Here is a 20,885-nt window from a genome sequence, read left to right on the forward strand (position 1 = left end):
GGCCACTGATCCAGCGGTTGCCTGTCAACGTCATGCACGCCGTCGTGCTTGAGGCTGACAGGCTGCCAGTACTGCTCTCTCTCGACAGCTTGGCTGTTGCTTGTGACCCGTCTCTCGCGAGGCGGGTCTTTTTTGTGCGCGTCATCTGGCGGGCTGGCGGGGTGATTGGCTGATAGGTGAGCCCGGCTGGAGCCGCTTGGCTGGCTGTGACATCTGTCTCAATGCTGCGGCGTGCTCAGCTGTCGATAGAGGTCATCCAGCAGGGGCAGTGCCAGCCCATGTCGGGTGGCGGCAAGGCGCAACGGGCCAAGGATCGCCTCGACCTCGGTAGGGCGACCGGCGAGCACATCCTGAAGCATCGAAGCGCGATTGTTGGCGGTCGCGCGGATGACCTGTTCGACCAGCGCCTGCCAGCCTTCCCCCGGGGCAGAGATACCTTCGCTATCCAGCACCGTAGCGATCTCCTCGACCGCATGGCGGACCATCGGGGCAAATGGCCGGTCACGCAGCTGGCCATTGCGAATGCGATAGCGTGCCACCAGAGGATTGATCGCCGCATTGATTGCCAGCTTGTGCCACAGGCGAGTCTGGATGTCCGGCGTCTGTTCGCACGCAAACCCTGCAGCCTTCAGCCACTCACATTGCATGAGGGCGGCCTGGTGGGACTGGCTGTCGGGGTCGCCGTCGCCGTCACTTTGCCATGCGCCCAGCCAGGTGTGACCGCGTCCGGCGTGTTGCACGCCAAGGTGCTGGAGTTCATCCGCTGTTGAGCCAGCGTCAGGCGTCGCGCTTGCACCAGTCTCGGCTGGCAGCCAGGCGCCTTCGGTGGTGCTGGCGCATAGCAGATTGGCGTGGCGTTCGGCCAGCCACGGCTGAGCGCTCAGGCCATTCTGCCAGCAGGTCACGGAAGTCTCGGGCGTGATATGTGGTGCTAGTTGCTGCCAGACGGCGGGTACGCCGTGGGCCTTGGTCGTCAGCCAGATGGTAGAGGGCTTTCTAGATGACGAGCCTTGCAGTGTGCTAATTGTCGAGTATTTTATCTTTGTGCTAACAGTGTGTGATTCTGGTGTGGTCATGTCGAGAATGATCGCTTGCCCCGCTACCGCCTGACGCCCCAGCAGCAGGACACGCGGTAGCTCGGTTGCCCCCTGCTCACGCAGCTCTCGCTGGCGCGCTGCCATCAGCGAAGCCGCCAACAGGCGCCCGATGGCGCCCGGGCCGATGATCCACAGCCAGTTGTCTTCCGGGTCAGTCATTGTGTGCATATTTCTCATCTTGTTCTGGAGGGCAGAGGAGTGCGTGAGCGCGGGAAAGGCCGGTTGTATTTCACCTGACCCGCTGTCAACTATCGGTCTTGCGCCGTGACGCAGTCGCTCGCTTGCGGGGACTCCTGGTGGAAGCACTTTTACGAGAAGCGCCGTCCTTATTGCTGCCAGCAGTGTTGCCAGAAGAGCCGCCAGAGGCACGCTTCTTGTAGGACGTTGTCTTGCGACGCGCGCCGCCCTTGCCGCCGCCCTTGCGCGGCGCGGGTGTCGCACCGCCGACGCTGGCCAGTGCCGTGCTCAGACGGCTGGCGGAGCTATCGGCGAGCAGCGCACGCAGATCCACGATCAGATCGCTCAAGAAGGGCGCTGCCGGGTCGCCTTGCTCGTGGATCATGCTCAGGCGTTGCTCCCACTGTGCGGTGCGCTCCGGACGGGATACGGCAGGCGGCAGCGCATGAATCAGTGCGCGACCGATACGTGTCGAGCGCATTGCCTGACCCTCGCGCACCAGATAGCCGCGATTGATCAGCGTCTCGAGCATGCCCGCGCGTGTCGCCTCGGTGCCCAGGCCATCCACATCGCGCAGCGTGCGCCGCACCGCTTCATCCTCGACGTAGCGTGCGATGTTCATCATCGCCTGGATCAGGCTGGCGTCGTTGAAGGGCTCCGGCGGGCGGGTCTCTTTCTCCTCGATACCACAGTCGAGCACGCAGGCCGGTTCGCCTTCCGTCAGGGCGGGCAGTGGCGGCGGGGTCTTGTCATCGGCGGCTGCGTTCTTTTCTGAGGTCTTCTTGTCTGAGGTCTTCTTGTCAGCTGTCTCCCTGGCCTCCGCAGTGCGCTGGAACAGCACCTTCCAGCCCTCGTCGATGACGCTGCGGCCACTGGCGCGGAAGGGCTCCTTGGCGAAGCGCAGCTCGACCTTGACCTCGCGATAGCGGTAGGCCGGGTAGAACTGGGCCAGCACGTTGCGCGTGATCATGCGGTAGAGATTGGCTTCATCGCGGGAGAGGCGCGCATAGTCCGGCTCGCGCCCGGTCGGCGCCAAGGCGTGGTGCGCGCTGACCTTGCTGTCATTGAAGGCGCGTGAGCGCAGGCTGAAATCGGCGCCGCCACTGAAGCGTTCAAGCTCGCGGTCACCCACGCAGGCGCTGATCATCAGATTGGCCATGCCGGCGTGATGTTCGCGCGGCAGGTAGCGACAGTCGGAGCGCGGATAGGTGATCAGCTGGTGACGCTCGTAAAGCGCCTGACAGGTGTCGAGGACTTTCTGGGCGGGCAGACGGAAACGGCGCGCGGCATCGACCTGCAGCGCCGACAGCGAATAGGGCAGCGGCGCGGGCTGTGACTTGTCGCTGGCCTCGACACTTTCGACATGGCCATCGCCGAGGGTGGTCAAGGTCGCGAGATGGCGGGCGAGGCGCTCGGCGGGACGGCTATCCAGCAGGCGGCCCTTGTCATCGAGTGGCAGCGGGGTGCCCTTGTCCGCCAGACGTTGCAGCCAGGGTGAGCTGGGCGCATGCCACCAGGCCTTGAAGCTGCCCGCCGCCATGCCAGCCTCTATCCACAGCGGGAAGAAGGCGCGGGGCTCGAAGGCCTCGATTTCCTCGTCACGGCGCACCACCAGCCCCAGCAGCGGCGTCTGCACACGCCCCACCGACAGCACGCCGTCGTGGCCGGCCTGACGCCCGGTCAATGTCCAGGCGCGGGTCAGGTTCATGCCATACAGCCAGTCTGCGCGCTGGCGCGCCAGCGCGGCTTCATAGAGCGGCTGCCAGCGCTGATTGTCGTCCAGCTTGTTGAGGGCACGGCTGACGGCGGGGCGGTTCATGTCGCTGATCAGCAGGCGTTTGACCGGCCCGCGCCAGCGCATGTGCTCCAGCACTTCCTGTACCAACAGCTGGCCTTCGCGATCGGGGTCGCCGGCATGCACGACCTCATCGGCCAGCTTGAGCTGCTCGCGGATGGTCTTGAGCTGACCGCGCGCCTGGCTGCGTGGCTTGAGCTTCCATTGCTCGGGGATGATCGGCAGGTGATCCAGCGACCAGCGCTTGAAGCGCTCGTCGTAGTCATCCGGCGGGGCCTGCTCCAGCAGGTGGCCGATGCACCAGGTGACACGGGTGTCACCGGCATCGATATAGCCGTCGCGCTTGCTTGAGCGTCCGGGCAGCGCCTCGGCAATGGCGCGGGCGAGGCTGGGCTTTTCGGCGATGATCAGGCGCATCGGGCATCCCGCGGTCAAAGGCTGTCGATATGATGATCCATACAGTATGCCGTTGGCCCGAGGCGGGGATCAATCGTCGTCGAGCGCGCGACGCGCCTGGACGAGGGCGCGATACCAGTCGCGGTTGGCGGTCTGGATCAGCGGGGGGCGATTGGAGAGATAGCTGACCGGGTGGTGGTCGGCGGGCTGATAGTTGCTGAGCATGTTGAGCGTCGCTTCACGGGCGCCGAAGGTATCGCGCAGGAACTCGATGGCCAGCGGCTCCAGCTCGACGCGGTAGTGGCGTACCAGCGCGATGGCCAGTGATTCGGCGGTGCGTGACAGATCATCGTCGATCTCGCGCACCATGGCGCTGCCCAGGGCCGCCTTGGCCGCCGCGGACTGATTGGGCTCCAGCTGGCCGAAATAGGCGGCGTTGGAGCCATTGATGGCGCGCTGCACGGCCGGGCGTGACAGGTGTATGTGGGGCTCCAGCGCGAGGGCGATCTCGACCGCCATCGCCTTGGCCTTGTCGACACCGACCCGTAGCACCGTCTCGCGCGCCTGATAGGCGATCTCGCTGTCGACGCGCTTGATGCGGCTCTCGTTCAAGTGATCGGCCAGATGCTTGCAGACCTCCGCCTTGGCTTCATCGTCCAGCGCGATGGTCTTTTCCTGAATGCGCAGACCGCGACGGCCCGGACCGACCCGCAGGCGTGTAGCGTCATCGGACATCTGCGAGGCGATGTTTTCCCAGCGCTTGGACATCTTGAGGAAGACGGCGTGGCTGCGTCCGACCTGCTCGTAGGCATTGGTCACCGTCTTGTAGAGGCGGATGGCGTTGGTGAGGATGTCGGCCCGCGAGCGCAGCGCGGCGCGGTGTTCACGATCGCCCTCATTGACCGCGATCGCCAGATGCGTCACCTGCTCGGCTAGGGCGTCCATCGCCTGGGTGGAGCGCTCCAGCAGTACCTCGGCGCGCAGGCCGGAGGCGGCGTCTTCCACCAGGGTGCCGGACTGCTCGGCCAGATAGACCGTCAGCGCCTTGAGGCGTGACAGGCCGGTGGCCTGACGAATGCGATAGCGCGAGCGGGCATGCTCGAGGTTGTCCAGCGCGCGCGCCAGCTTCCAGCGGCCACGGTATTCGAAGGTCAGCAGCGGAATCTTGCGCCCGCTGATCAGCTCGAAGGCCAGAATCAGCATCTCCTCCACGTCCTGCAGGGTCATCAGCAGGTCGTTGTCCTGCTCGATGGCCGCCAGCACACGCTCGATGAAGTTCTCGTCACGCGGCACGCCGCTGTGCAGATCCGGTGCGCGCCCTTCGAAGCGCTCACGCAGCAGGCCGATGGCCTCGGGGGCCAGTTCGGCCAGCTCATTGAACTGGGGTTCGAGCCATTCGCGGTTGAGGCTGTTCATGTCGCGGATGCGCGCATGCAGGCCCACGCGACGGTAGACGTCGATCTGGCTGATGATGCGCGCGGCATCACGGTCATCGAGCAGCTCCAGCGCCGCCAGCTCGACCCCCTCCGGCGCAAGGTCCTGCTTGCGCAACAGCATGGCTGCCGCTTCACGCCGGCGAGCATCGCCTTCCAGGCTCTCGACGATCAGGTTGCGCGTGGCGAGGATCAGCTCCGGCACGGTGTCGATGACGCGCTCGATCTTGGCTTCGGTGCGGTCATAGCGCCGTGAGCTGGTCAAGTTATGGGCGATGTTGGCCACGATGCCCGCGACACCGGTGATGACGGTGTAGGAGATGAAGAAGATGTAGTTCTCGAAGGTCGGTTCCTTGCCGTAACCGAGCAGATAGCCGCCCCAGGCGCCGATCAGCGTCACCGGGCCTGCGGTCCACAGGATCTGCATCAGGCTCACCGACCAGGGCACACGCTCCACGGCCTGGGTAATGCGGCGAATCTCGTCGCGGCCCTCACGCTCAAGACGTACCTGGGGCGCGTCATTGGCAGTGTTGGCTCGGGGACGAAAGGGGCTCGGCAACAGCAAGGCAGGCTTCCTTGATTGAACGGGGTGGGGCTTCTGGCGCGACATGGGCTGCCGAGAGGTTCGTGAGCACGAGCCTCGAGCGCAGCGCGGGGCAGAGGGTGTCGTCAACAGTAGCATTGGGCAACCTTTTGGCTCCAGTGAGCAAGGGCCGCAAGCGGGTCGAGCGTGGTAGAATTTCGCCCGCCACTGACTGGCCAGCGGGTCTCGCCAGGTCGTCAGGCTCACGCTAGGACATCAAAAAGCTCTGGAGGTTGTGTGGAACGAGACTTGGAAGCAGGAAAGGGGGCAGGTGACGGGGCTGAAGTCGTGCTGCTGGACGGCGGCATGGGCCAGGAACTGGTGCGTCGTAGCGGTCGTGAGCCGACCCCGCTGTGGTCGTCTCAGGTGATGCTGGATCAGCCTGAGCTGGTGCGTGACCTGCACCTGGATTTCATTCGTGCCGGCGCGCGCGTCATCACGCTCAATACCTACACGGCCACGCCGCAGCGTCTGGGTCTGGCGGGTGTCGGCGAGTCGATCGCGGCCATTCATGCCGCTGCTGGCAAGGCCGCGCGGGATGCCATCGACCTGAGCGATGAGACGGATGTCCGCGTGGCGGGCTGCCTGCCGCCGCTGGTCGCCACCTATCGCCCCGATGTCGCGCCGGATGCTGACGAGTCCCTGGCCAGCTATCGCCGCTTGGTGGAGTTGCAGGCGCCGCTGGTCGATATCCTGCTGTGTGAGGCGCTGTCCTCCTGCGTCGAGGCGCGCGCCGCGGCCACCGCAGCACTCGAGAGCGGCTTGCCGGTGTGGGTCTCGCTGACGGTGAAGGATGACCTGACCGCGACCCTGCGCAGTGGTGAGCCGCTGGCAGACGCGGTCAGCATGCTGCAAGCGATGGGCGTGGACGCGATCCTGATCAATTGCAGCGCGCCGGAAGCCATTCAGGGTAGTCTGGAAAATCTGCTGGCCAGCCCGCTGCCGACCGGTGCCTATGCCAACGGCTTCACCTCGATCGCGGAGCTCAATCCCGGCGGCACCGTCAAGGACCTCAAGGCGCGCGAAGACCTGGGGCCGGAGCAGTACGCGGCGCATGCGCTGGGGTGGGTCAATGCCGGCATTCGAATCGTCGGCGGTTGCTGCGAGGTGGGACCGGCGCATATCGCCTGCCTGGCCGAACAGCTCAGCTCAGCAGGTTATCGCTGCGTCAGCCGCTTGAGTGAGTGAACGATGAGGGGCGAGGCTTCCTCGTGATAGACTTCGCCCCTTGATTCGCAGGTTCTGACGGGCATCGCGCCTGAGGAAACGCCGAAGTGAACGCCGAGGCGACGACCGGGATGCGGTGCCTGCAGGGCTGTGAAACGCTTTTTTAGGGAGATGCCATGCTTGCCGAGTGGGTCGAACGGCTCTTGAGTTACGCCAGTGGGGCACTTGATGCCATCCGCGCCGATGAATCCTTTCCTGCCTTCATGCAGTGGGCGCATTCGGAGGGCGTGAACTACAGCGGTGGCGACGAAGCGCTGGCGGTAGCGCTGGCGCCGGTGCTGTGGAGCCAGACTCCGCTGGTGCGACTCGACTTCGCGCGCGAGTCATTGGCACCGCCCGGACGCAACGAGCCTTGCTGGTGTGACTCGGGTCGCAAGTACAAGCAGTGCTGCGACAAGGTGCAGCTGCCGGCGATTCCGGATCACCTGATGTGGATGCTGTCGCTGCGCGAGTTCAAGGGTGAACAGCTCAAGGCGGCGCTGGCCTCCGGTCTCGCGCCGGCGCAGGCGCTGCTCGAGGCGGGGCTGATCAGCGCCGAGAGCGGCAATCGCGGTCGGGCTCAGCAGATCATGGAGGCGCTGTTCGATACCAGCGACTGGTCGCGTCTGCCCGAGCAGGCCGAGCCTGGCTTCGAGCTGCTGCTGGATCTCTATCAGGAGCGCGGCTTCACCCGCAAGAAGGCGCTGCTGCTCGATGAGGTGCTGGAGCGTGGTCCTGCCTTCCTGCGTGGCGTCGCCCTGGAGCATCAGTGTCTGCTGCATCTGGACAGCGATGATCTGGGCTCGGCGCGCGCCGCCTTCATTCGTGCCCAGCAGACGCTGCCCGATTCGCCGACGCTGGCGTATATCGAGGCCATGCTGCTGCTGCATGAAGGTCAGCCCGAAGAGGCGCAGGATCGTGCGCGCTTCTGGTGGCGTCGTCTGTCCAAGCAGAAGGACATCGAGCCCGGTCAGCTGGAATTCCTGGCGGATCTGGCCGAAAATCCGCGTGCCACGCTCGCCGAGCAGATGGTCAATTCCGATGAGTCGCTGTCGGATTCACTGGCTGCACTGCAGGCGCTGTTCGAGGTGATCGAGCATCCGCCACGTCTGGCGCTGGAAACGCAGGACGATGGCAGTCTGCTGTTCCGGCAGAATGCGGAGCAGGCCGTGACACTCGGGCTCTGGGAGGCGGTCTTCCCGGCGCGTATCGAGGAAGAGGCGGCGCTGGCGCTGGATATCGATCCCTGGGAGGTCCAGGACCCCAACGAGTGGTTGCAGCAGCTGTGCGCCAGCCCCGAATGGCTGGACGTTCCGGCGGTGTGTCAGGGGCTGATCCTGGCGCTGGCCAGTCGCTTCGGTAGCCTGCCGTGGATGTCGGATACCTTCTTCGTGCCGCTGGCACAGCGCTTCGATCGCTGGCTCGATCAGATCGAACAGGCCGGCGGCCTGCTGCGCTGGGAAGATGGCGACAACGCCCAGTTGCTGCGCTGTGGGCTGGGGCTGGTGATCGGCATGGAGCGCGGTGAGCGTGAGCGTTCGCGCCAGCTGGCGGAGCGCCTGCTCAAGCTCGACGAGGAAGACAGCCTCGGCCTGCGTGAGCTGGTGCTGGATCAGCTGCTGCGCGAAGGTCGCAACGACGAGGCCGTGACCCTCGCCGAGCATGATATCGAGCGACGTGCCGTCGATGAGGAAATGCCGCTGCTGGGCATCCTGATGGGCCAGGTGCTGGCGCTCTATCGACTGGGTCGCGACAAGGACGCCGAGCAGGCACTCGAGATCGTGAGGGAAGCCAATTCGCATCTGATCAGCTTGCTGCTGGCGGAGCATCCGCGGCCGGTGAGTCTGGCGGTGGAAGCGCCGGAACCCGGCACGCGTGGCGAGGCCTGGCAGTACCGCACCCTGATGCGGGACCAGTGGAAGCGCAGTGAAGGCGCGCTTGCCTGGCTGGCCAAGCATCGCTGAGCCGGTGTCAAAGGCCGCTCATGCTGCCTGACGAGTGATCGCAAGCGCTCGCATGACAACACCTCGTGTGACAAGGCCGCGTATGACGAGGCCCGTATGAAAAACCCCGCAGTGCCTTGGCACTGCGGGGTTTTTTGTATCTCGACCTGTATCAGGAGGAAGCGTGAACGAGTGTGATCACTGCTGCTTGCCTTGCTGGCGCAGTCGCCAGGCTTCTCGAAGGGCGCCGCGTAGCCCCGGCGTCTGGCCGACCTGGATGGCCTCCAGCGTCGCGGCGAAGGCATCCGGTGTAGCGCGCCAATCCGGGGGCTGGATGGCGCCTGCACTGCTGATGCCGACCCTGTCCAGTGGTGGTGGCGAGCGTTCGGGCAGTGCCCCGAAAAGCCGCATGCGGCTGTCCTGCACCTGACGCAGGCGATGGCGAAGCTCCTTGTAGCGCGAGCCGAAGGGGCGTGTGGCCAGGGTGATCAGGGCCGCCAGAATCCGCTCTTGCCATTCTGGGCGTGCCGGGTTGCGGTAGGCGACGCCGCGTTGTGAGGCGGCGCCCGCCTGACGGCGGTCCTTGAGCCAGTGCGGGGCCGTCCTGTCGAGTGCCTCGCCCTCGAACAGGATGCCGGCATTGACCTGCTGGCCACCGTGCACGCGAGTGAAGGGCAGGATGACGCAGTCCTCGAGCATGGCGCCTTCTTCCACGTAGCTGCCCTGTTCCAGGCAGCATTGCCCCTTGAGCAGCACGCCGGGCTCCACATGGGTGGTGATGCCGGCGAAGCCGCCAGTGAGGCGCGATTCATCCAGGCGCGTGGCGCCGGCGGCGTAGTAGACGTGGTGCAGGTCCTGCTCGCCGGGCAACACCCCACGTTCGCCATGCGGTGTCAGGCCTGGGTCAGCGGCATCGAGTGCCTGCATCACCAGGGTGTGATAGTGCGACAGCGAGGCCAGCAGGGCAGGCCCCAGCCCGAGATTGTCGCGCAGTTCAGGCCAGTGCAGGCGAGCGAGAGACGGGTCTGCCACGCTGGCCGGATGGCAGACTGGCGCGCCCGACGCCATGGCCTGCTCGCTGATCGCGAGACTGTCATCCTTGAACCACTCCGGCATCAGCAGCACATCGGTGCGCAGCACCGGCGCGGGCAGGGCGGCCATGGCGCCGAGCCGTTTGATCTGCTCGGCCGGGTCTCGCTCGCCGGGCATCGGCAGAATGTCGAGATCGATGCCCCAGCGTGAGCCATCGGCGATACGCGCCCGGAACCACTCGGGGTCACGGGCGATGATCAGGCTGATATGCGTCACGCCTCGCCCGACCAGCAGGTCGAGGTTGCGCTCCAGCACGCTGCGTCCGGCGATCGGCAGCAGGGCCGGCGAGTAGCGGCGGTCAATCGGCGCGACTTCCTGGCCGAGGCGGTCCGCCAACAGGATCACATGCATTGCACACCTCCTTGGCATGAGTCGTGACACTGGCGCAGCGCAGCACGAATGAGAGAGGGAGTCTCGCGCATCAGTAGGCTCCACGGCTGGTCAGAACGGCAGGAATCGTGCGCAACAGCAGCTTGATGTCTTCCTTGATGCCCTGACGATGCAGATAGAAGAGGTCCAGATGGATCTGTTGCTCGAAGGACAGATCCGAGCGTCCCGAGACCTGCCACAGTCCGGTCAGCCCCGGGGTGGCATCCAGACGCATGCGCGCGCGCGCCTCATAGAGCGCCACCTCGCGGGCCAGTGCCGGGCGTGGCCCGACCAGCGCCATCTCGCCGCGCAGAACGTTCCATAGCTGCGGCAGTTCATCGATGGACAGCTTGCGGATCACGCGACCCACCCGCGTGATGCGCGGGTCCTGCTTCATCTTGAACAGCACGCCACCTTCGCTCTCATTGGCGGCCTGCAGTTCGCGCAGACGCTCTTCGGCGTCGATGTACATCGAGCGGAACTTCCACAGCTTGAATGGCTTGCCGTGGCGCCCGATACGCTCCTGACCGAACAGCACCGGGCCTGGCGATTCCAGGCGGATGGCCAGCACCGTGCCCAGCAGCAGTGGTGACAGCACCAGCAGCACGCCGCTGGCACCGACGATATCCATGGCGCGGCGCGCGCGCGGAGTCAGCCAGTTGCTCACTCGCCATCGAAAGTGGCGCCAGTTGGAGCGTGATTTCATCCACAGGCCGCGGCCGGGAATCGCCTCTTCCCCATACTTGCGCACGCTCATCAGAAAGCTCGGGTTGCCAAGCACGTAGCGCTTGAACATGCGGCGTGGCTCCATCAGCAACCGCCAGGCCCATTCCATGCCCAGTCTGCGCACGACGCCCGGCGCACGTGGGATGCGCTGGGAATAGAAGTCGAACAGACCGCCGACCCCCATGACCACTGGCACCTCGAGTCGCTCACGGTAGGTCGAGATCCACTTCTCCTGCGCCGGCACGCCCATCGCCACCAGCAACAGGTCGGTGCCCTGATTGATCTGCGCCAGTACGTCGTCGATGATTTCCGGGCCGATGAAGCCGTGATGTACACCACTGATTTCGAGCGTCGGCCATTGCTCGCGGAGCTTGTCGGCCATTTTGTCGGCCACGCCCGGGGCGGCGCCGAGCAGGAACAGGCGCTTGTTCTCCGCCACCAGCATGTCGCACAGATGGGGCAGCAGGTCGGTGCCATTGAGGTTGGCTTCAAGCTCCTGGCCGAGCATGCGACAGGCCATCTTGATGCCGCTGCCATCGGGCAGCAGCAGGTCGCTGTCATGCAGCACCTGCAGGTAATAGCGATCGACCTGGGCCACGTTCAGGCAGTGCGCATTGACGAAATTGACGGTGCGCGGCTGCGGATCGCTGATCCAGCTCTTGAGCAGGCTCAGGCAGGTGTCGAGACTGGTGTTGACGAAGGGCACCCCCAGCACCTTGGCGTGAGGCAGCGTCTTGACGTGCTCAGTGGTGAAGAGGGCTTGATCCAATGGCTGGCTCATCATGGCGACTCCACTTCATGAGCGTCCTGCTGTTGATTCGGTCTGGCCGCCTGCGGGCGCGGCGCATTGTCGATCTTCTTCTTCTGCGCCTTGCCGATGATCCCCTGGGCGAGCCCTTCACAGCGCAGATAGAGACTCTTGGGCATCACGCGCAACATCAGGGCGGCCCCTGCCGTGGCAGCGGTGCGCCCGAATTCCGCCTTCCAGATACCCGGCCATGCCTTGATGGCGCGGCGGCAATACTCCCAGGCAGCATCCCCGTCACGCAGGCGAATCGCCTGACGCGACAGATAGCGCAGCTGGTAGGCCTGGGCGCGGGGATACCACTGTTCGATGAAGTCAGGTGCGTAGGCGCGCGTCAGCTCGACGATCGCAAGCCAGCTCTGGTATTGGCGCTCCAGTTGTGCCGAAAGCCCGCCTTCATTGAGCCGGTAGCGGGTCAGCGGCTCGGGAATGCCTTCCACCGTGGTGCCGGTCTTGAGGGCGATGCGTGTCCAGCACTCGATGTCTTCGCTCTGGCGCAGGCTCTCATCGAAATAACAGGGCAGCACGCCACCCCCCTTGACCTCACAGTCGAAGGCGATGGCCTCGAGAATCTCGCGGCGGATGACCGGTGCCGAACCATTGCCCACCGGGTTGCGACAGAACAGCAGCCCCGGCGTGATGTCGGTCAGGCTTGGCATCTGGTAGTAGTCCAGCGGCTCGCCAGCGGCATCGATGAAGGCCGAGCGCGAGAAGGACAGGCCTACCTCGGGGCGTGCCTCGAGGTGCTCGCGGTGGCGCGCAAGTTTCGCGGGCTCCCAGATGTCGTCGGAGTCCAGGAAGGCCAGGTAGCGACCCTGTGCGGCACGTACGCCGGTGTTGCGCGCCCCGGCCAGACCGCGATTGACCGGATGAGAGATCAGCGTGATGCGCGGGTCGTCATAGGCTTCGCAGATCGTCCGGCTGCCATCGGGGGAGCAGTCATCGATGATGAGCAGTTCAAGATCGCCATCCTCCTGCGCCAGCACGCTGTCGATGGCGGCCGCGACGAAACGTTCGACGTTGTAGATCGGCATGATGACCGAAAAGGTCGGGGTCATGGTCTGGCCTCCTGGACGTCCCTGTCTTGGGAAAGCGATGCGGTGGATGCTGCGTGAGGTGTGTCTGGTATGTCTGGTGGCGGCGCATCTGTCACCGGGCTGTCCTGAGCGAGGATCAGCCGGCGTGTCCACAGGTAGCCGGGCAGGGCGGCCAGGCTGATGCCGACCAGAATGCCGGCTGCGACGCCATTGATGCCGAAGGGCACGCCGGCGAACATGCCGGCGCCGAGCATCAGTGTCATGAAGATCTGCAGCTTGAGATCTGCCCCGGGCATGCCCTGGGCGCGCAGCAACTGGCCGCAACTGTCGAGCAGGATTCGCGGCAGGGCGGAGAGGCAGATCAGGATCAGGATCGGCAGGGCGCCACGCTCGACCCAGGCTTCCCCGAACAGGATCGGCACATACCAGGGCGCCAGCAGGCTCTGGGCGATGATGGCGGGCACGGCGACCAGCGCGAACAGACGCATGCCGTGGTGCATGCGTGCCAGTCGCTCACGCGAGGTCATGTCGCCGCATAGCTGCGGGAAGATGGCGGTGGAGTAGGCGCGCAGGAGGCCAAGGCTGATGCCGAGTCCGGCATTGAAGGCAAAGAAGTAGACGCCGAGCACGTCCATGGCGAACAGGGCACCGACCAGCAGGTAATCCATCTGCTGACGCAGCACCGAGACCACCTCGACGCCCATCATTGGACGCGCGAAGCTCATCAGTGGCCGCGACCACAGCGTGGTGGGGCGCTCATCGATGCGCCATGATTCGCACCAGCGGTAGGTCAGGGTCCAGATGGGCGTCACGATCAGCTTGGGCAGGATCAAGGCCCAGAACCCGGTACCCATGGCGGCCAGCAGCATCACGCCGACGGCCTCGCCGATGCTCTGGCCCATCTCGATGCGCGCCGTGATGTGCAGGCGGTTGCTGCGCAGAATTCGCGCCGCATTGATGGCGGCGGGGGGCAACATCGGGAAGATCAGCGCCAGCGCCATCAGCGGCAGCGTCAGATCGGGAGCGTCATAGAGGTAGGCCAGCAGCGGGGCCAGTGCCATCTGCAGCACCATCAGGCCTAGGCACACCACCCAATTGAACCAGTAGGCATCGCGGCACAGGCGTTCATATCCCTCGCGACCGGCCTGCACCAGGGCGGGTACCACGGCGGCATTGGAGATGGCGTGCATGATCTCGTGTGCGGTGAGCACGATGGCGGCGATACCGAAGGACTCCGGCGCGATCATGCGCGCCGCCACCAGGGTCGCGCCCAATCGCGCGATGCGGTGCACCCCTTGCGACATGCCCATCCAAGCCAGATTGCGGATCAGGCGGCCGTTGCCACCGTCTCCGCCACCTGACAGGCGTGTCTTGAGTCGCGTGATCACACCCATCGCCTGGCTCCCTGGCTTGTGGTGCCCTTTGAAGGCATCTGGTCTTGTCAGTCATGCTTTTGAACGGCTGGTGTAGCCACTCTAGCGCAACGTACTGATGAATTGGCGTGATCTGGCGCAGCCTTGTTCCACTATCCCGTGATCGGACTAGGTTGCCGTGTCGCTGCTACCGGTATCAGCGGAGGCGGGCGCTGCCCTTGAAAGCGGCTTCTCCACATCCACCGGTCCCATGTTGTGGATATGCCCTTCGCTGGCGGGCAGGCCCGCCAGCTGATGTGCCTTGCCGATCAGGATCAGTCCCGGCCAGATCAGGTAGGCAAGGATTTCCAGATTCTCACCGAAGGAGTAGACGAACAGCAGGCCGACCATGATCAAGCCCAGCTGCACGACAGGGCGGCCGACCACGAATCGCAGCAGATGCAGCAGGCTGACCAGCATCGGGATCAACAGCGCGAACAGGCCGAAGATGCCCTTGACGAACAGGAGTCCATACCAGCTGTGGTGAGAGCCGATCGGCATGTACTCCACCAGGTGTGGGCCGCGCTCGACGATGCCGTGGCCGAACCAGGGTGCCTCGTTGCGCCAGCGATCCACCGCGATGCGCCCCAGCGCGGCCCGCACGCGGGTCGAGTCCGCTCGCGAGCCCTTGAAGGCGGCGATGAAGTTGTCGATGGCTTCCAGAATCGGTGCGCCGAGAAAGCCGGCGATCAAGCTCGCGCCGGAGAAGCTGAACCACAGCCACGGCTTGTGCAGGCGCTTGAGCAGGAACATCCCGGCGCTGATCAATACCAGCGACACCAGCGCCATGCGCGAGCCGGACATCAGGATCATCAGCACGCTGCCGCCGATGCCGATCGCCTTCCACAAGGGATGCTTCTCGAGCAGGGCGCAGGCGAAATAGATGCTGGCGACAAAGCCCACCGCCGGCGCCCAGGGCGTGAACAGTCGCCAGCGCGGCATGCCGCTGCCGGGGTCGATTTCATAGAGCGAGACGGCGAAGAATTCCGGCCCCGGCCCGCCGATGGCCTGCAGCGGTGAGACGAAGGGCACCTGGGGTAGCCCCGCCAGCCAGGCGCCGACGAACACCGGCAGCAACAGCATGGTGTGCAGGCAGACATGCATGGCCGCGCGAATGATCACCGCCGGGCGGATCGCCAGGCAGCCGATGATCGGGAAGACCGCCAGCAGCGCCCAACCCTTGGCCCAGCCGATGGAGGACTTGATCAGCTTGCCGGTGCCGAGGTTCTCGATCAGGTGGCCGGCCAGCAGCGAGAACTCCATCACGATCATGCCGATGATCCACACCCACAGTGGCCAGGGCAGGCGGGGGAAACGCTGGCGGCCCTTGAGGTGCAGCCAGGCGGCACGCATCACCAGTGACCATGCCAGCACGGGGGCCAGCACGTAGAGGCCACCGATCAGGTAGAACAGATAGGTCGCGGTGATCGAGAACCAGATGATGCGCTCTTCCGGGGTCTCGGGACGGACATCCGCCTCCGGCCCCGCCTTCAGGGAAAACATCGGCGGCTCACACGCTTTGCTGCAGGCGCAGCAGATAGGGTTTCCTGATCCACAGCAGGATCAGGCCGATGATGCTGAAGACGCTCGCCGCCAGCGCGCCGACGATGGCCAGCTTGATGCCCAGCGAATCCGCCTTCTCGGGTAGTGGCGGCGGATCGAGAATCTGCAGCATCGGGTAGCTGGCGAAGGGGTCGATCTGGCCGATGTCGATCTTGGCCAGCGCCGTGGTGTAGACCGCCGTGGCGACCTGTTGCTCGCGCAGCAGGTCCTGCAGTTGGGCGGCCTTGGCGACACTGTTGTCCAGTCGCTGCTGGCGAGCCGCCAGATTGGCACGCCCGGTGGCAAGCTCGCTGATCACGCCGCGCCGCTGGGTATCCAGGGTGATCAGCTCGCCGACCAGGGTGTCCTGATTGGCATGACCCGATGCGGCACGCAGGGCATTCTGGATGCGCGAGGTCTGGCGGGGCAGCAACTGGCGCATGCGTGAGGCCAGCGAACGCTCGAGAGCATCAAGCCCCGCGGCCAGATTGATGACTTCCGGATTGCGCTCGCCCCATTTGCCGCGCGCTTCATCAAGACTGGCCGCCTGCTCCGCTGCCTGCGTCAGCAGTGCCTGATAGCGGGCATCGCGCTGCAGGGCGATCACGCCACCGGCCTGGCCGGCATCCAGTCCCAGGCGACTGGACAGGGTGGCGAGCCGGGCATTCAGAGCCGACAGCTCGCCATCACGCGTCTCGAGCGTGTCCTTGAGCGCCTCGACACTCAGCGTCAATTCCTTGAACTGCTCCATCGAGACCAGCCCGGAGGTGGACTGGAACTCGAGCAGCTTGCGCTGGGTTTCCTTGAGCGTGCGGTCGTAGGTCTCCAGCGAGCGGCGGATGACGGCTTCGCGGCGCGCCTGTTCATCATTGCGCAGCTGTTCGATCACCTCATTGAAGGCATCGATGTGCGCATTGGCACGTGCAAGCGCGGCCTTGGCGCTCGGTGCGCTGGTCTGGAAGGCGATCAGGGCGGTCTGGTCGGTCAACTTTATCTTCGGCTTGCCGTAATCGTCAGGATGCATGTCGACCGTGCTGGCGGCACGTTCCAGCACGGCAGGGCTCTCGGCGATGGCGCGGTAGTTGACCTTGGGGTCCAGCGAGGAACTCGAATAGGACGAATTTGCACTGGTACTGGCCTGGCCGATGCTCTCGAAGTTCACCGACAGGCCGGAGCCGGTGCCCGGCAGAATCATCGTCCAGCTGGTGGTGTAGGTGACAGGTGCCACGGCGATGAAGGCGATGGTCAACCCCCAGATGACACTCAGGATGGCGGTCGCCAGCAACAGGTAGGCCGCGCGGCGGGTGCGCGGGCGCATGCTGGAGCCGCGCGCCGCCCAGCCCAGCAGGACGCCGAGTATCCGGCGTCCCAGTGAGGGCTTCGCTGTAGCTTTCGGCGTATCCGAGGAGCGGGACTCTGTCATGCACATCCTTGTCACGTGGGAGTGAATCGTCGCATCGCGGCAACGGGCGGGCGAAACGTTACAGCAGAGTGGCCGGCGTCAGCAGGTCAGTCAGCGTTCTGGCGATATCCCGGATGTTGGTAACGCCGGAGTCATAGCAACCGACCACATCTTCGGGCATCAGGTAGGGATTGACGCCCACATCCGCCGGATTGGCCAACAGGGCATCGATACCGCGATCGACCACGACCGGCTGATGCGTCATCGGGTTGGTACTGATCAGTACCGCACGGCGTGACCCGGAGGTCGCCTGGATGCCGCCGACGCAGTTGGCATTGATCACGCCCTGCAGCATGCGTACGCCGTAGGGCACCTGCGAGCGCAACACCGTGTAATTGCTGACGTTGTTGTTGTTGGCAGGGGTGGTCAGGTTGGAGGCATAGATGACGATGCCCGGCGCGGTGAGCGGCGAGGGGCGCATCAGCGCGGCCTGGAAGGCACCGCTGGAGGGTACGTGGATCCGGTCCCCCACACGCAGCCAGGGATTGGCGGCATACTCGCCGTCGATCAGGCCGCGCATGTCGAGAATCTGTGTCTGGCCGTCGCGAATCAGCTCGATGTGGCTCAGGTCCGCGTCGGGGCGGATACCGCCGGCCGTGGTCAAGGCAGCCGACAGGCGGCGCTGCTGACTGGCATCGCCGCCGGCGAAGTCGCGACGCACCATGCGCTCTTCTGGCAGACGGGTATTGATGACCGCCTCGCCCGGGAAGAACACCGCGCCGGACACCGCAACGGCCAACGGCGCCCATTCCTCGAGCCGGATGCTGACATGCGCCAGCCCCGGGCGAATCAGCTCTTCCTGCACCAGACGCCGGGTGATCTCATCCGCCAGGGCGTCGATGGTCTTGTTGGAGGCCTCGACCGGCGAAAGCCACGGCAGGCGCAGGCGTCCGTCATGATCTACCTCATAGCTGCCATCGAAGAGTTCGCTGCCGGCAACCCTGACGCTCAGTCGATCGCCCGCTGCCAGCCGCTGGTCATCGCCTGCGGGCAGCTGCATGAAGCGATCATCGGCATGAGGAGCAGGCAGCTCCAGCGGCCAGTGGGTCGCCTGTTGCCAGTGATCTTCGGCGGGAGTGTCGTCCAGCATGATCGGCGTACAGCCGCTCATCAGGGCGGCCGTGATCGCGACGCCCAGCAGGTGTCGAAGAGAGCAGACAAGGGAGGTGGGCCGAGCCAGATCGCGTTTCATCAGGCTACCTCACGAGAAGGCCCTGTCCGTGTGTCACCGCTCGACTCCAGCAGCGGGTCGCGCTGATAGTAGATATCGAAGAGCTCGAACAGGCGCACGCGCTCCAGCTCTGCCTGCATGACCGGCGAGGGTTCGACCACCACCAGCGCCGCCGGGGACAGCGCATCATGCAGACTGACCAGTACCGAGAGCCCATCGGCATCGATGGCCTCGACATGGCTGAGGTCCACCGCCAGCGTGCCGGTGTGCTCAGGAGTCATCGCGAGCATTTCCTGGCGGAAATAGCGCGCGAGCTCGCCTGTCAGCTGCGCCGGCGGCGTGACCAAGATGCCTTCGTGGATTCGGGTAGTGATGGGCATGACGGGCTCCCTGTGCTTGATGTCACCGCCTGGCCCCAGCTGGGCCTGCGGTGCAGCTTGTTATCTTTATGCACTATGCCGCATAAGCATCGTTTACCTGCTGTTACAGTGTCAACGACGCCGACTGACTTGCCTCATTCTTTCTTGCTGGGTTTCGTAGTTCTGCCTGCTGTTTTCGGGCTTTCCTGCTGTTTTCAGGCTTCGAGGTTGCCTGCGCGATGTTGTCACTCGCCCGACATGGCGGGTGACTTGTGTGGCGTGGCCAGCATCGCGCCCCAATGGCGGAAGCGCAGCAACAGCAACAGGCCCGGTATGGCGGCCAGCGTACAGATCCAGAAGAAGCTGTCCCAGCCGGCGGCATCGGCCAGATAGCCGGAAGGCGCGGCAATCACCACGCGCGGCAGACCCATGATCGAGGAAAGCATCGCGTACTGGCCGGCGGTGAAGCGCTTGTCGGTCAGCGCGCCCATGAAGGCGATGAAGGCGGCGCTGCCCATACCGGCTGCCAGATTCTCGAAGGCGACCACAGCCGCGAGCCACGCCAGCGAATCACCGACGTGATGCAGCCAGACGAAGCCGGCAGTCGACACCATCTGCAGGATGCCGAACCACCAGAGCGCCCGATAGATGCCGATGCGCATGATCATCAGGCCGCCGAAGAAGGTGCCGGCCAGCAACGGCCACAGGCCGAACAGCTTCACGGTCGCGCCGATTTGGGAGTTGCTGAAGCCGATGTCCTTGTAGAAGGGCGTGGTCAGATTGCCGGCCACGGAATCGCCCAGCTTGTAGAGCAGGATGAACAGCAGCAGCCAGATGGCACCATCGCGCTTCATGAAGTGGCGGATGGGGTCCCACAGGATCTCATGCAGATGATGGGCGCGCGGCGCGGCCTGAGCCTCGGGCTCCGGTGCCAGCAGGGTCACCAGCATGCAGGCGCCCAGGGTCGCGGCCATGATCAGGTAGGTCACGCGGAAGCCGATCATGTCGGCCAGCACCAGGCCACCGGCGGAGGCCATCAACATGCCGATGCGGTAGCCATAGACATAGAAACTGGAGCCCAGCCCCAGCTCGTTGTCCGGCAGATGCTCGCGCCGATAGGCATCGATCACGATGTCCTGGGTGGCGCTGAAGAAGCTGACCGCCAGCGCGATGGCCCCCATGGTCAGCGGCGACATGTGCGGGTCCTGCAGGGCAAGCAGCGCGATGAGAGCGGTCAGGGCCAGTTGGGCGATCATCAACCAGCCACGGCGCCGACCGAGCACCGGCGGCATGATACGGTCCAGCAATGGCGCCCACAGAAACTTGAGGGTATAGGGCAGGCCGACCAGTGCGAGCAGGCCCACGGCGTCAAGCGAGACACCGGCATCCGTCATCCAGGCCTGCAGCACGCTACCGGTCAGCAGCAGTGGCAGCCCGGAGGCGAAGCCCATCAGGAACGTGATACCATGACGGCCAACGAGTAAGCGTAAATCCTTTGAAGTCAAAGCCTTGCCTGTCCATGCAGAGGGTGTGGCCGTGCGTGTCACACGCACGGTGAGCGGCTATCTGCCGCTTGCGTCATTCATGGCCGGATTGTCGCACTGCCTGAGGGCAAGAGCCATGCATTGTCCTGCCGGTCAGCCGACAGGCATGATGCTAGTCGAGACACGCATGAGTGGGGCAGGCAGGCAATGAGAGGTCATCATGAGTGAAGCCCGAGAAGCTGCCAAGGCGCATTGGTATCTGATCCAGTGCAAGGGCGGGGAATCCTTCCGTGCGGCGGAGAACCTCACCAATCAGGGATTTCACGTCTTCCACCCTCTACTGGAGGTGGAAAAGAAGCGCGGCGGCAAGCTGCGTTGGGTCGAAGAGCCGCTCTTCCCCTATTACCTGTTCATACGCCTCGATCAGATGGATGACAACTGGCGTCCGATTCGCTCGACCCGTGGCGTGCTCAAGCTGGTCAGCTTCGGCAACACGCCGACGGCGGTGCCGACGCCCCTGGTGGAAGCCCTGATCGCCAGCGGCGAGCAACGTCAGGAACAACCGCCGGAGAATGTCTATTTCCGGGCCGGAGAGCAGGTCGAGATCATCGATGGTCCCTTGAGTTCGCTCAGTGGCGTCTTCGAGAGCGCGAAGGGCGATGAGCGCGTCATCGTGCTGCTCAATCTGATCAATCAGCAACAGCGTGTCGAGCTTTCCAGTCGTCAGCTGCGGCGCACCGAAAGCTGAGCTGTCGTCCTGTCTCATCCGACTTGATCCGCGAGACCGCATTGCACC

General features: G+C 64.8%; 15 protein-coding genes. 3 read left to right on the top strand and 12 right to left on the bottom strand.

The genetic code is table 11. The annotated features are described in order from the left end of the window. Positions 1-218: 218 nt before the first annotated feature. From CDPAHKCJ_RS06955 to CDPAHKCJ_RS06965, 3 genes are all read right to left on the bottom strand, one after another. A complete protein-coding gene (locus CDPAHKCJ_RS06955; RefSeq protein ID WP_240916692.1) occupies positions 219-1,265 on the bottom strand; it encodes a 2-dehydropantoate 2-reductase in 1,047 nt (348 codons plus the stop codon). Between the two features lie 76 nt (positions 1,266-1,341). Then, positions 1,342-3,486: a DNA topoisomerase III gene (locus CDPAHKCJ_RS06960; RefSeq protein ID WP_166019202.1), complete on the bottom strand. Its 2,145-nt coding sequence runs from the start codon at positions 3,484-3,486 to the stop codon at positions 1,342-1,344. Positions 3,487-3,555: 69 nt separating this feature from the next. Beyond that, the gene (locus CDPAHKCJ_RS06965) at positions 3,556-5,463 is read right to left on the bottom strand and encodes a hypothetical protein (protein WP_043332458.1); all 1,908 of its coding nucleotides are present in this window, start codon (positions 5,461-5,463) and stop codon (positions 3,556-3,558) included. Positions 5,464-5,730: 267 nt separating this feature from the next. Here CDPAHKCJ_RS06965 and CDPAHKCJ_RS06970 point away from each other — a divergent pair, with 267 nt between their 5' ends. Both CDPAHKCJ_RS06970 and CDPAHKCJ_RS06975 read left to right on the top strand, forming a co-directional pair. After that, positions 5,731-6,669, top strand: a complete 939-nt coding sequence (locus CDPAHKCJ_RS06970; protein ID WP_240916693.1) for a homocysteine S-methyltransferase family protein — start codon at positions 5,731-5,733, stop codon at positions 6,667-6,669. 155 nt (positions 6,670-6,824) lie between these two features. Beyond that, on the top strand, positions 6,825-8,651 hold the full coding sequence (locus CDPAHKCJ_RS06975) for an SEC-C domain-containing protein (protein ID WP_166019203.1): 1,827 nt from the start codon (positions 6,825-6,827) through the stop codon (positions 8,649-8,651). Between the two features lie 177 nt (positions 8,652-8,828). Here the strand turns inward: CDPAHKCJ_RS06975 and CDPAHKCJ_RS06980 are convergent, their stop codons facing one another. From CDPAHKCJ_RS06980 to CDPAHKCJ_RS07020, 9 genes are all read right to left on the bottom strand, one after another. After that, entirely contained in the window at positions 8,829-10,073 is a 1,245-nt protein-coding gene (locus CDPAHKCJ_RS06980) for a hypothetical protein (RefSeq protein ID WP_166019204.1), read from the bottom strand. A gap of 70 nt (positions 10,074-10,143) precedes the next feature. Beyond that, a complete protein-coding gene (locus CDPAHKCJ_RS06985) occupies positions 10,144-11,598 on the bottom strand; it encodes a WecB/TagA/CpsF family glycosyltransferase (RefSeq protein WP_166019205.1) in 1,455 nt (484 codons plus the stop codon). Continuing rightward, a complete protein-coding gene (locus CDPAHKCJ_RS06990; protein ID WP_166019206.1) occupies positions 11,598-12,680 on the bottom strand; it encodes a glycosyltransferase family 2 protein in 1,083 nt (360 codons plus the stop codon). The genes CDPAHKCJ_RS06985 and CDPAHKCJ_RS06990 overlap by 1 nt, the downstream gene beginning before the upstream one ends. Next, positions 12,677-14,053: an oligosaccharide flippase family protein gene (locus tag CDPAHKCJ_RS06995; RefSeq protein ID WP_166019207.1), complete on the bottom strand. Its 1,377-nt coding sequence runs from the start codon at positions 14,051-14,053 to the stop codon at positions 12,677-12,679. The genes CDPAHKCJ_RS06990 and CDPAHKCJ_RS06995 overlap by 4 nt, the downstream gene beginning before the upstream one ends. 147 nt (positions 14,054-14,200) lie before the next feature. Beyond that, positions 14,201-15,574, bottom strand: a complete 1,374-nt coding sequence (locus tag CDPAHKCJ_RS07000) for an O-antigen ligase family protein (protein ID WP_205700811.1) — start codon at positions 15,572-15,574, stop codon at positions 14,201-14,203. A gap of 7 nt (positions 15,575-15,581) precedes the next feature. After that, positions 15,582-17,036 carry a hypothetical protein gene (locus tag CDPAHKCJ_RS07005; protein ID WP_166019208.1) on the bottom strand — a complete coding sequence of 485 codons (1,455 nt, stop codon included), beginning with the start codon at positions 17,034-17,036 and terminating at the stop codon, positions 15,582-15,584. 58 nt (positions 17,037-17,094) lie between these two features. After that, positions 17,095-18,267 carry a polysaccharide biosynthesis/export family protein gene (locus CDPAHKCJ_RS07010; protein WP_166019209.1) on the bottom strand — a complete coding sequence of 391 codons (1,173 nt, stop codon included), beginning with the start codon at positions 18,265-18,267 and terminating at the stop codon, positions 17,095-17,097. Beyond that, complete coding sequence (locus tag CDPAHKCJ_RS07015; protein ID WP_166019210.1) at positions 18,267-18,626, bottom strand: STAS domain-containing protein; 360 nt, start codon at positions 18,624-18,626, stop codon at positions 18,267-18,269. The genes CDPAHKCJ_RS07010 and CDPAHKCJ_RS07015 overlap by 1 nt, the downstream gene beginning before the upstream one ends. A 224-nt stretch (positions 18,627-18,850) precedes the next feature. Then, positions 18,851-20,056 carry an AmpG family muropeptide MFS transporter gene (locus CDPAHKCJ_RS07020; RefSeq protein WP_082388128.1) on the bottom strand — a complete coding sequence of 402 codons (1,206 nt, stop codon included), beginning with the start codon at positions 20,054-20,056 and terminating at the stop codon, positions 18,851-18,853. A gap of 253 nt (positions 20,057-20,309) precedes the next feature. Here CDPAHKCJ_RS07020 and rfaH point away from each other — a divergent pair, with 253 nt between their 5' ends. Further along, on the top strand, positions 20,310-20,837 hold the full coding sequence (gene rfaH, locus CDPAHKCJ_RS07025; protein ID WP_166019211.1) for a transcription/translation regulatory transformer protein RfaH: 528 nt from the start codon (positions 20,310-20,312) through the stop codon (positions 20,835-20,837). The last annotated feature ends 48 nt before the right edge of the window (positions 20,838-20,885 follow it).

This window comes from Cobetia sp. MB87, from assembly GCF_011319755.1.
Taxonomy (GTDB): domain Bacteria; phylum Pseudomonadota; class Gammaproteobacteria; order Pseudomonadales; family Halomonadaceae; genus Cobetia.

What these genes read in the sequence shown, in the direction of transcription:
- CDPAHKCJ_RS07020 (WP_082388128.1), bottom strand. Translation starts at nt 20,056, where the DNA reads ATGGGCTTCGCCTCCGGGCTGCCACTGCTGCTGACCGGTAGCGTGCTG.
- CDPAHKCJ_RS07005 (WP_166019208.1), bottom strand. Translation starts at nt 17,036, where the DNA reads ATGACAGAGTCCCGCTCCTCGGATACGCCGAAAGCTACAGCGAAGCCC.
- rfaH (WP_166019211.1), top strand. Translation starts at nt 20,310, where the DNA reads ATGAGTGAAGCCCGAGAAGCTGCCAAGGCGCATTGGTATCTGATCCAG.
- CDPAHKCJ_RS07015 (WP_166019210.1), bottom strand. Translation starts at nt 18,626, where the DNA reads ATGCCCATCACTACCCGAATCCACGAAGGCATCTTGGTCACGCCGCCG.
- CDPAHKCJ_RS06960 (WP_166019202.1), bottom strand. Translation starts at nt 3,486, where the DNA reads ATGCGCCTGATCATCGCCGAAAAGCCCAGCCTCGCCCGCGCCATTGCC.
- CDPAHKCJ_RS06995 (WP_166019207.1), bottom strand. Translation starts at nt 14,053, where the DNA reads ATGGGTGTGATCACGCGACTCAAGACACGCCTGTCAGGTGGCGGAGAC.
- CDPAHKCJ_RS06980 (WP_166019204.1), bottom strand. Translation starts at nt 10,073, where the DNA reads ATGCATGTGATCCTGTTGGCGGACCGCCTCGGCCAGGAAGTCGCGCCG.
- CDPAHKCJ_RS06990 (WP_166019206.1), bottom strand. Translation starts at nt 12,680, where the DNA reads ATGACCCCGACCTTTTCGGTCATCATGCCGATCTACAACGTCGAACGT.
- CDPAHKCJ_RS06985 (WP_166019205.1), bottom strand. Translation starts at nt 11,598, where the DNA reads ATGAGCCAGCCATTGGATCAAGCCCTCTTCACCACTGAGCACGTCAAG.
- CDPAHKCJ_RS07010 (WP_166019209.1), bottom strand. Translation starts at nt 18,267, where the DNA reads ATGAAACGCGATCTGGCTCGGCCCACCTCCCTTGTCTGCTCTCTTCGA.
- CDPAHKCJ_RS06975 (WP_166019203.1), top strand. Translation starts at nt 6,825, where the DNA reads ATGCTTGCCGAGTGGGTCGAACGGCTCTTGAGTTACGCCAGTGGGGCA.
- CDPAHKCJ_RS06955 (WP_240916692.1), bottom strand. Translation starts at nt 1,265, where the DNA reads ATGCACACAATGACTGACCCGGAAGACAACTGGCTGTGGATCATCGGC.
- CDPAHKCJ_RS07000 (WP_205700811.1), bottom strand. Translation starts at nt 15,574, where the DNA reads ATGTTTTCCCTGAAGGCGGGGCCGGAGGCGGATGTCCGTCCCGAGACC.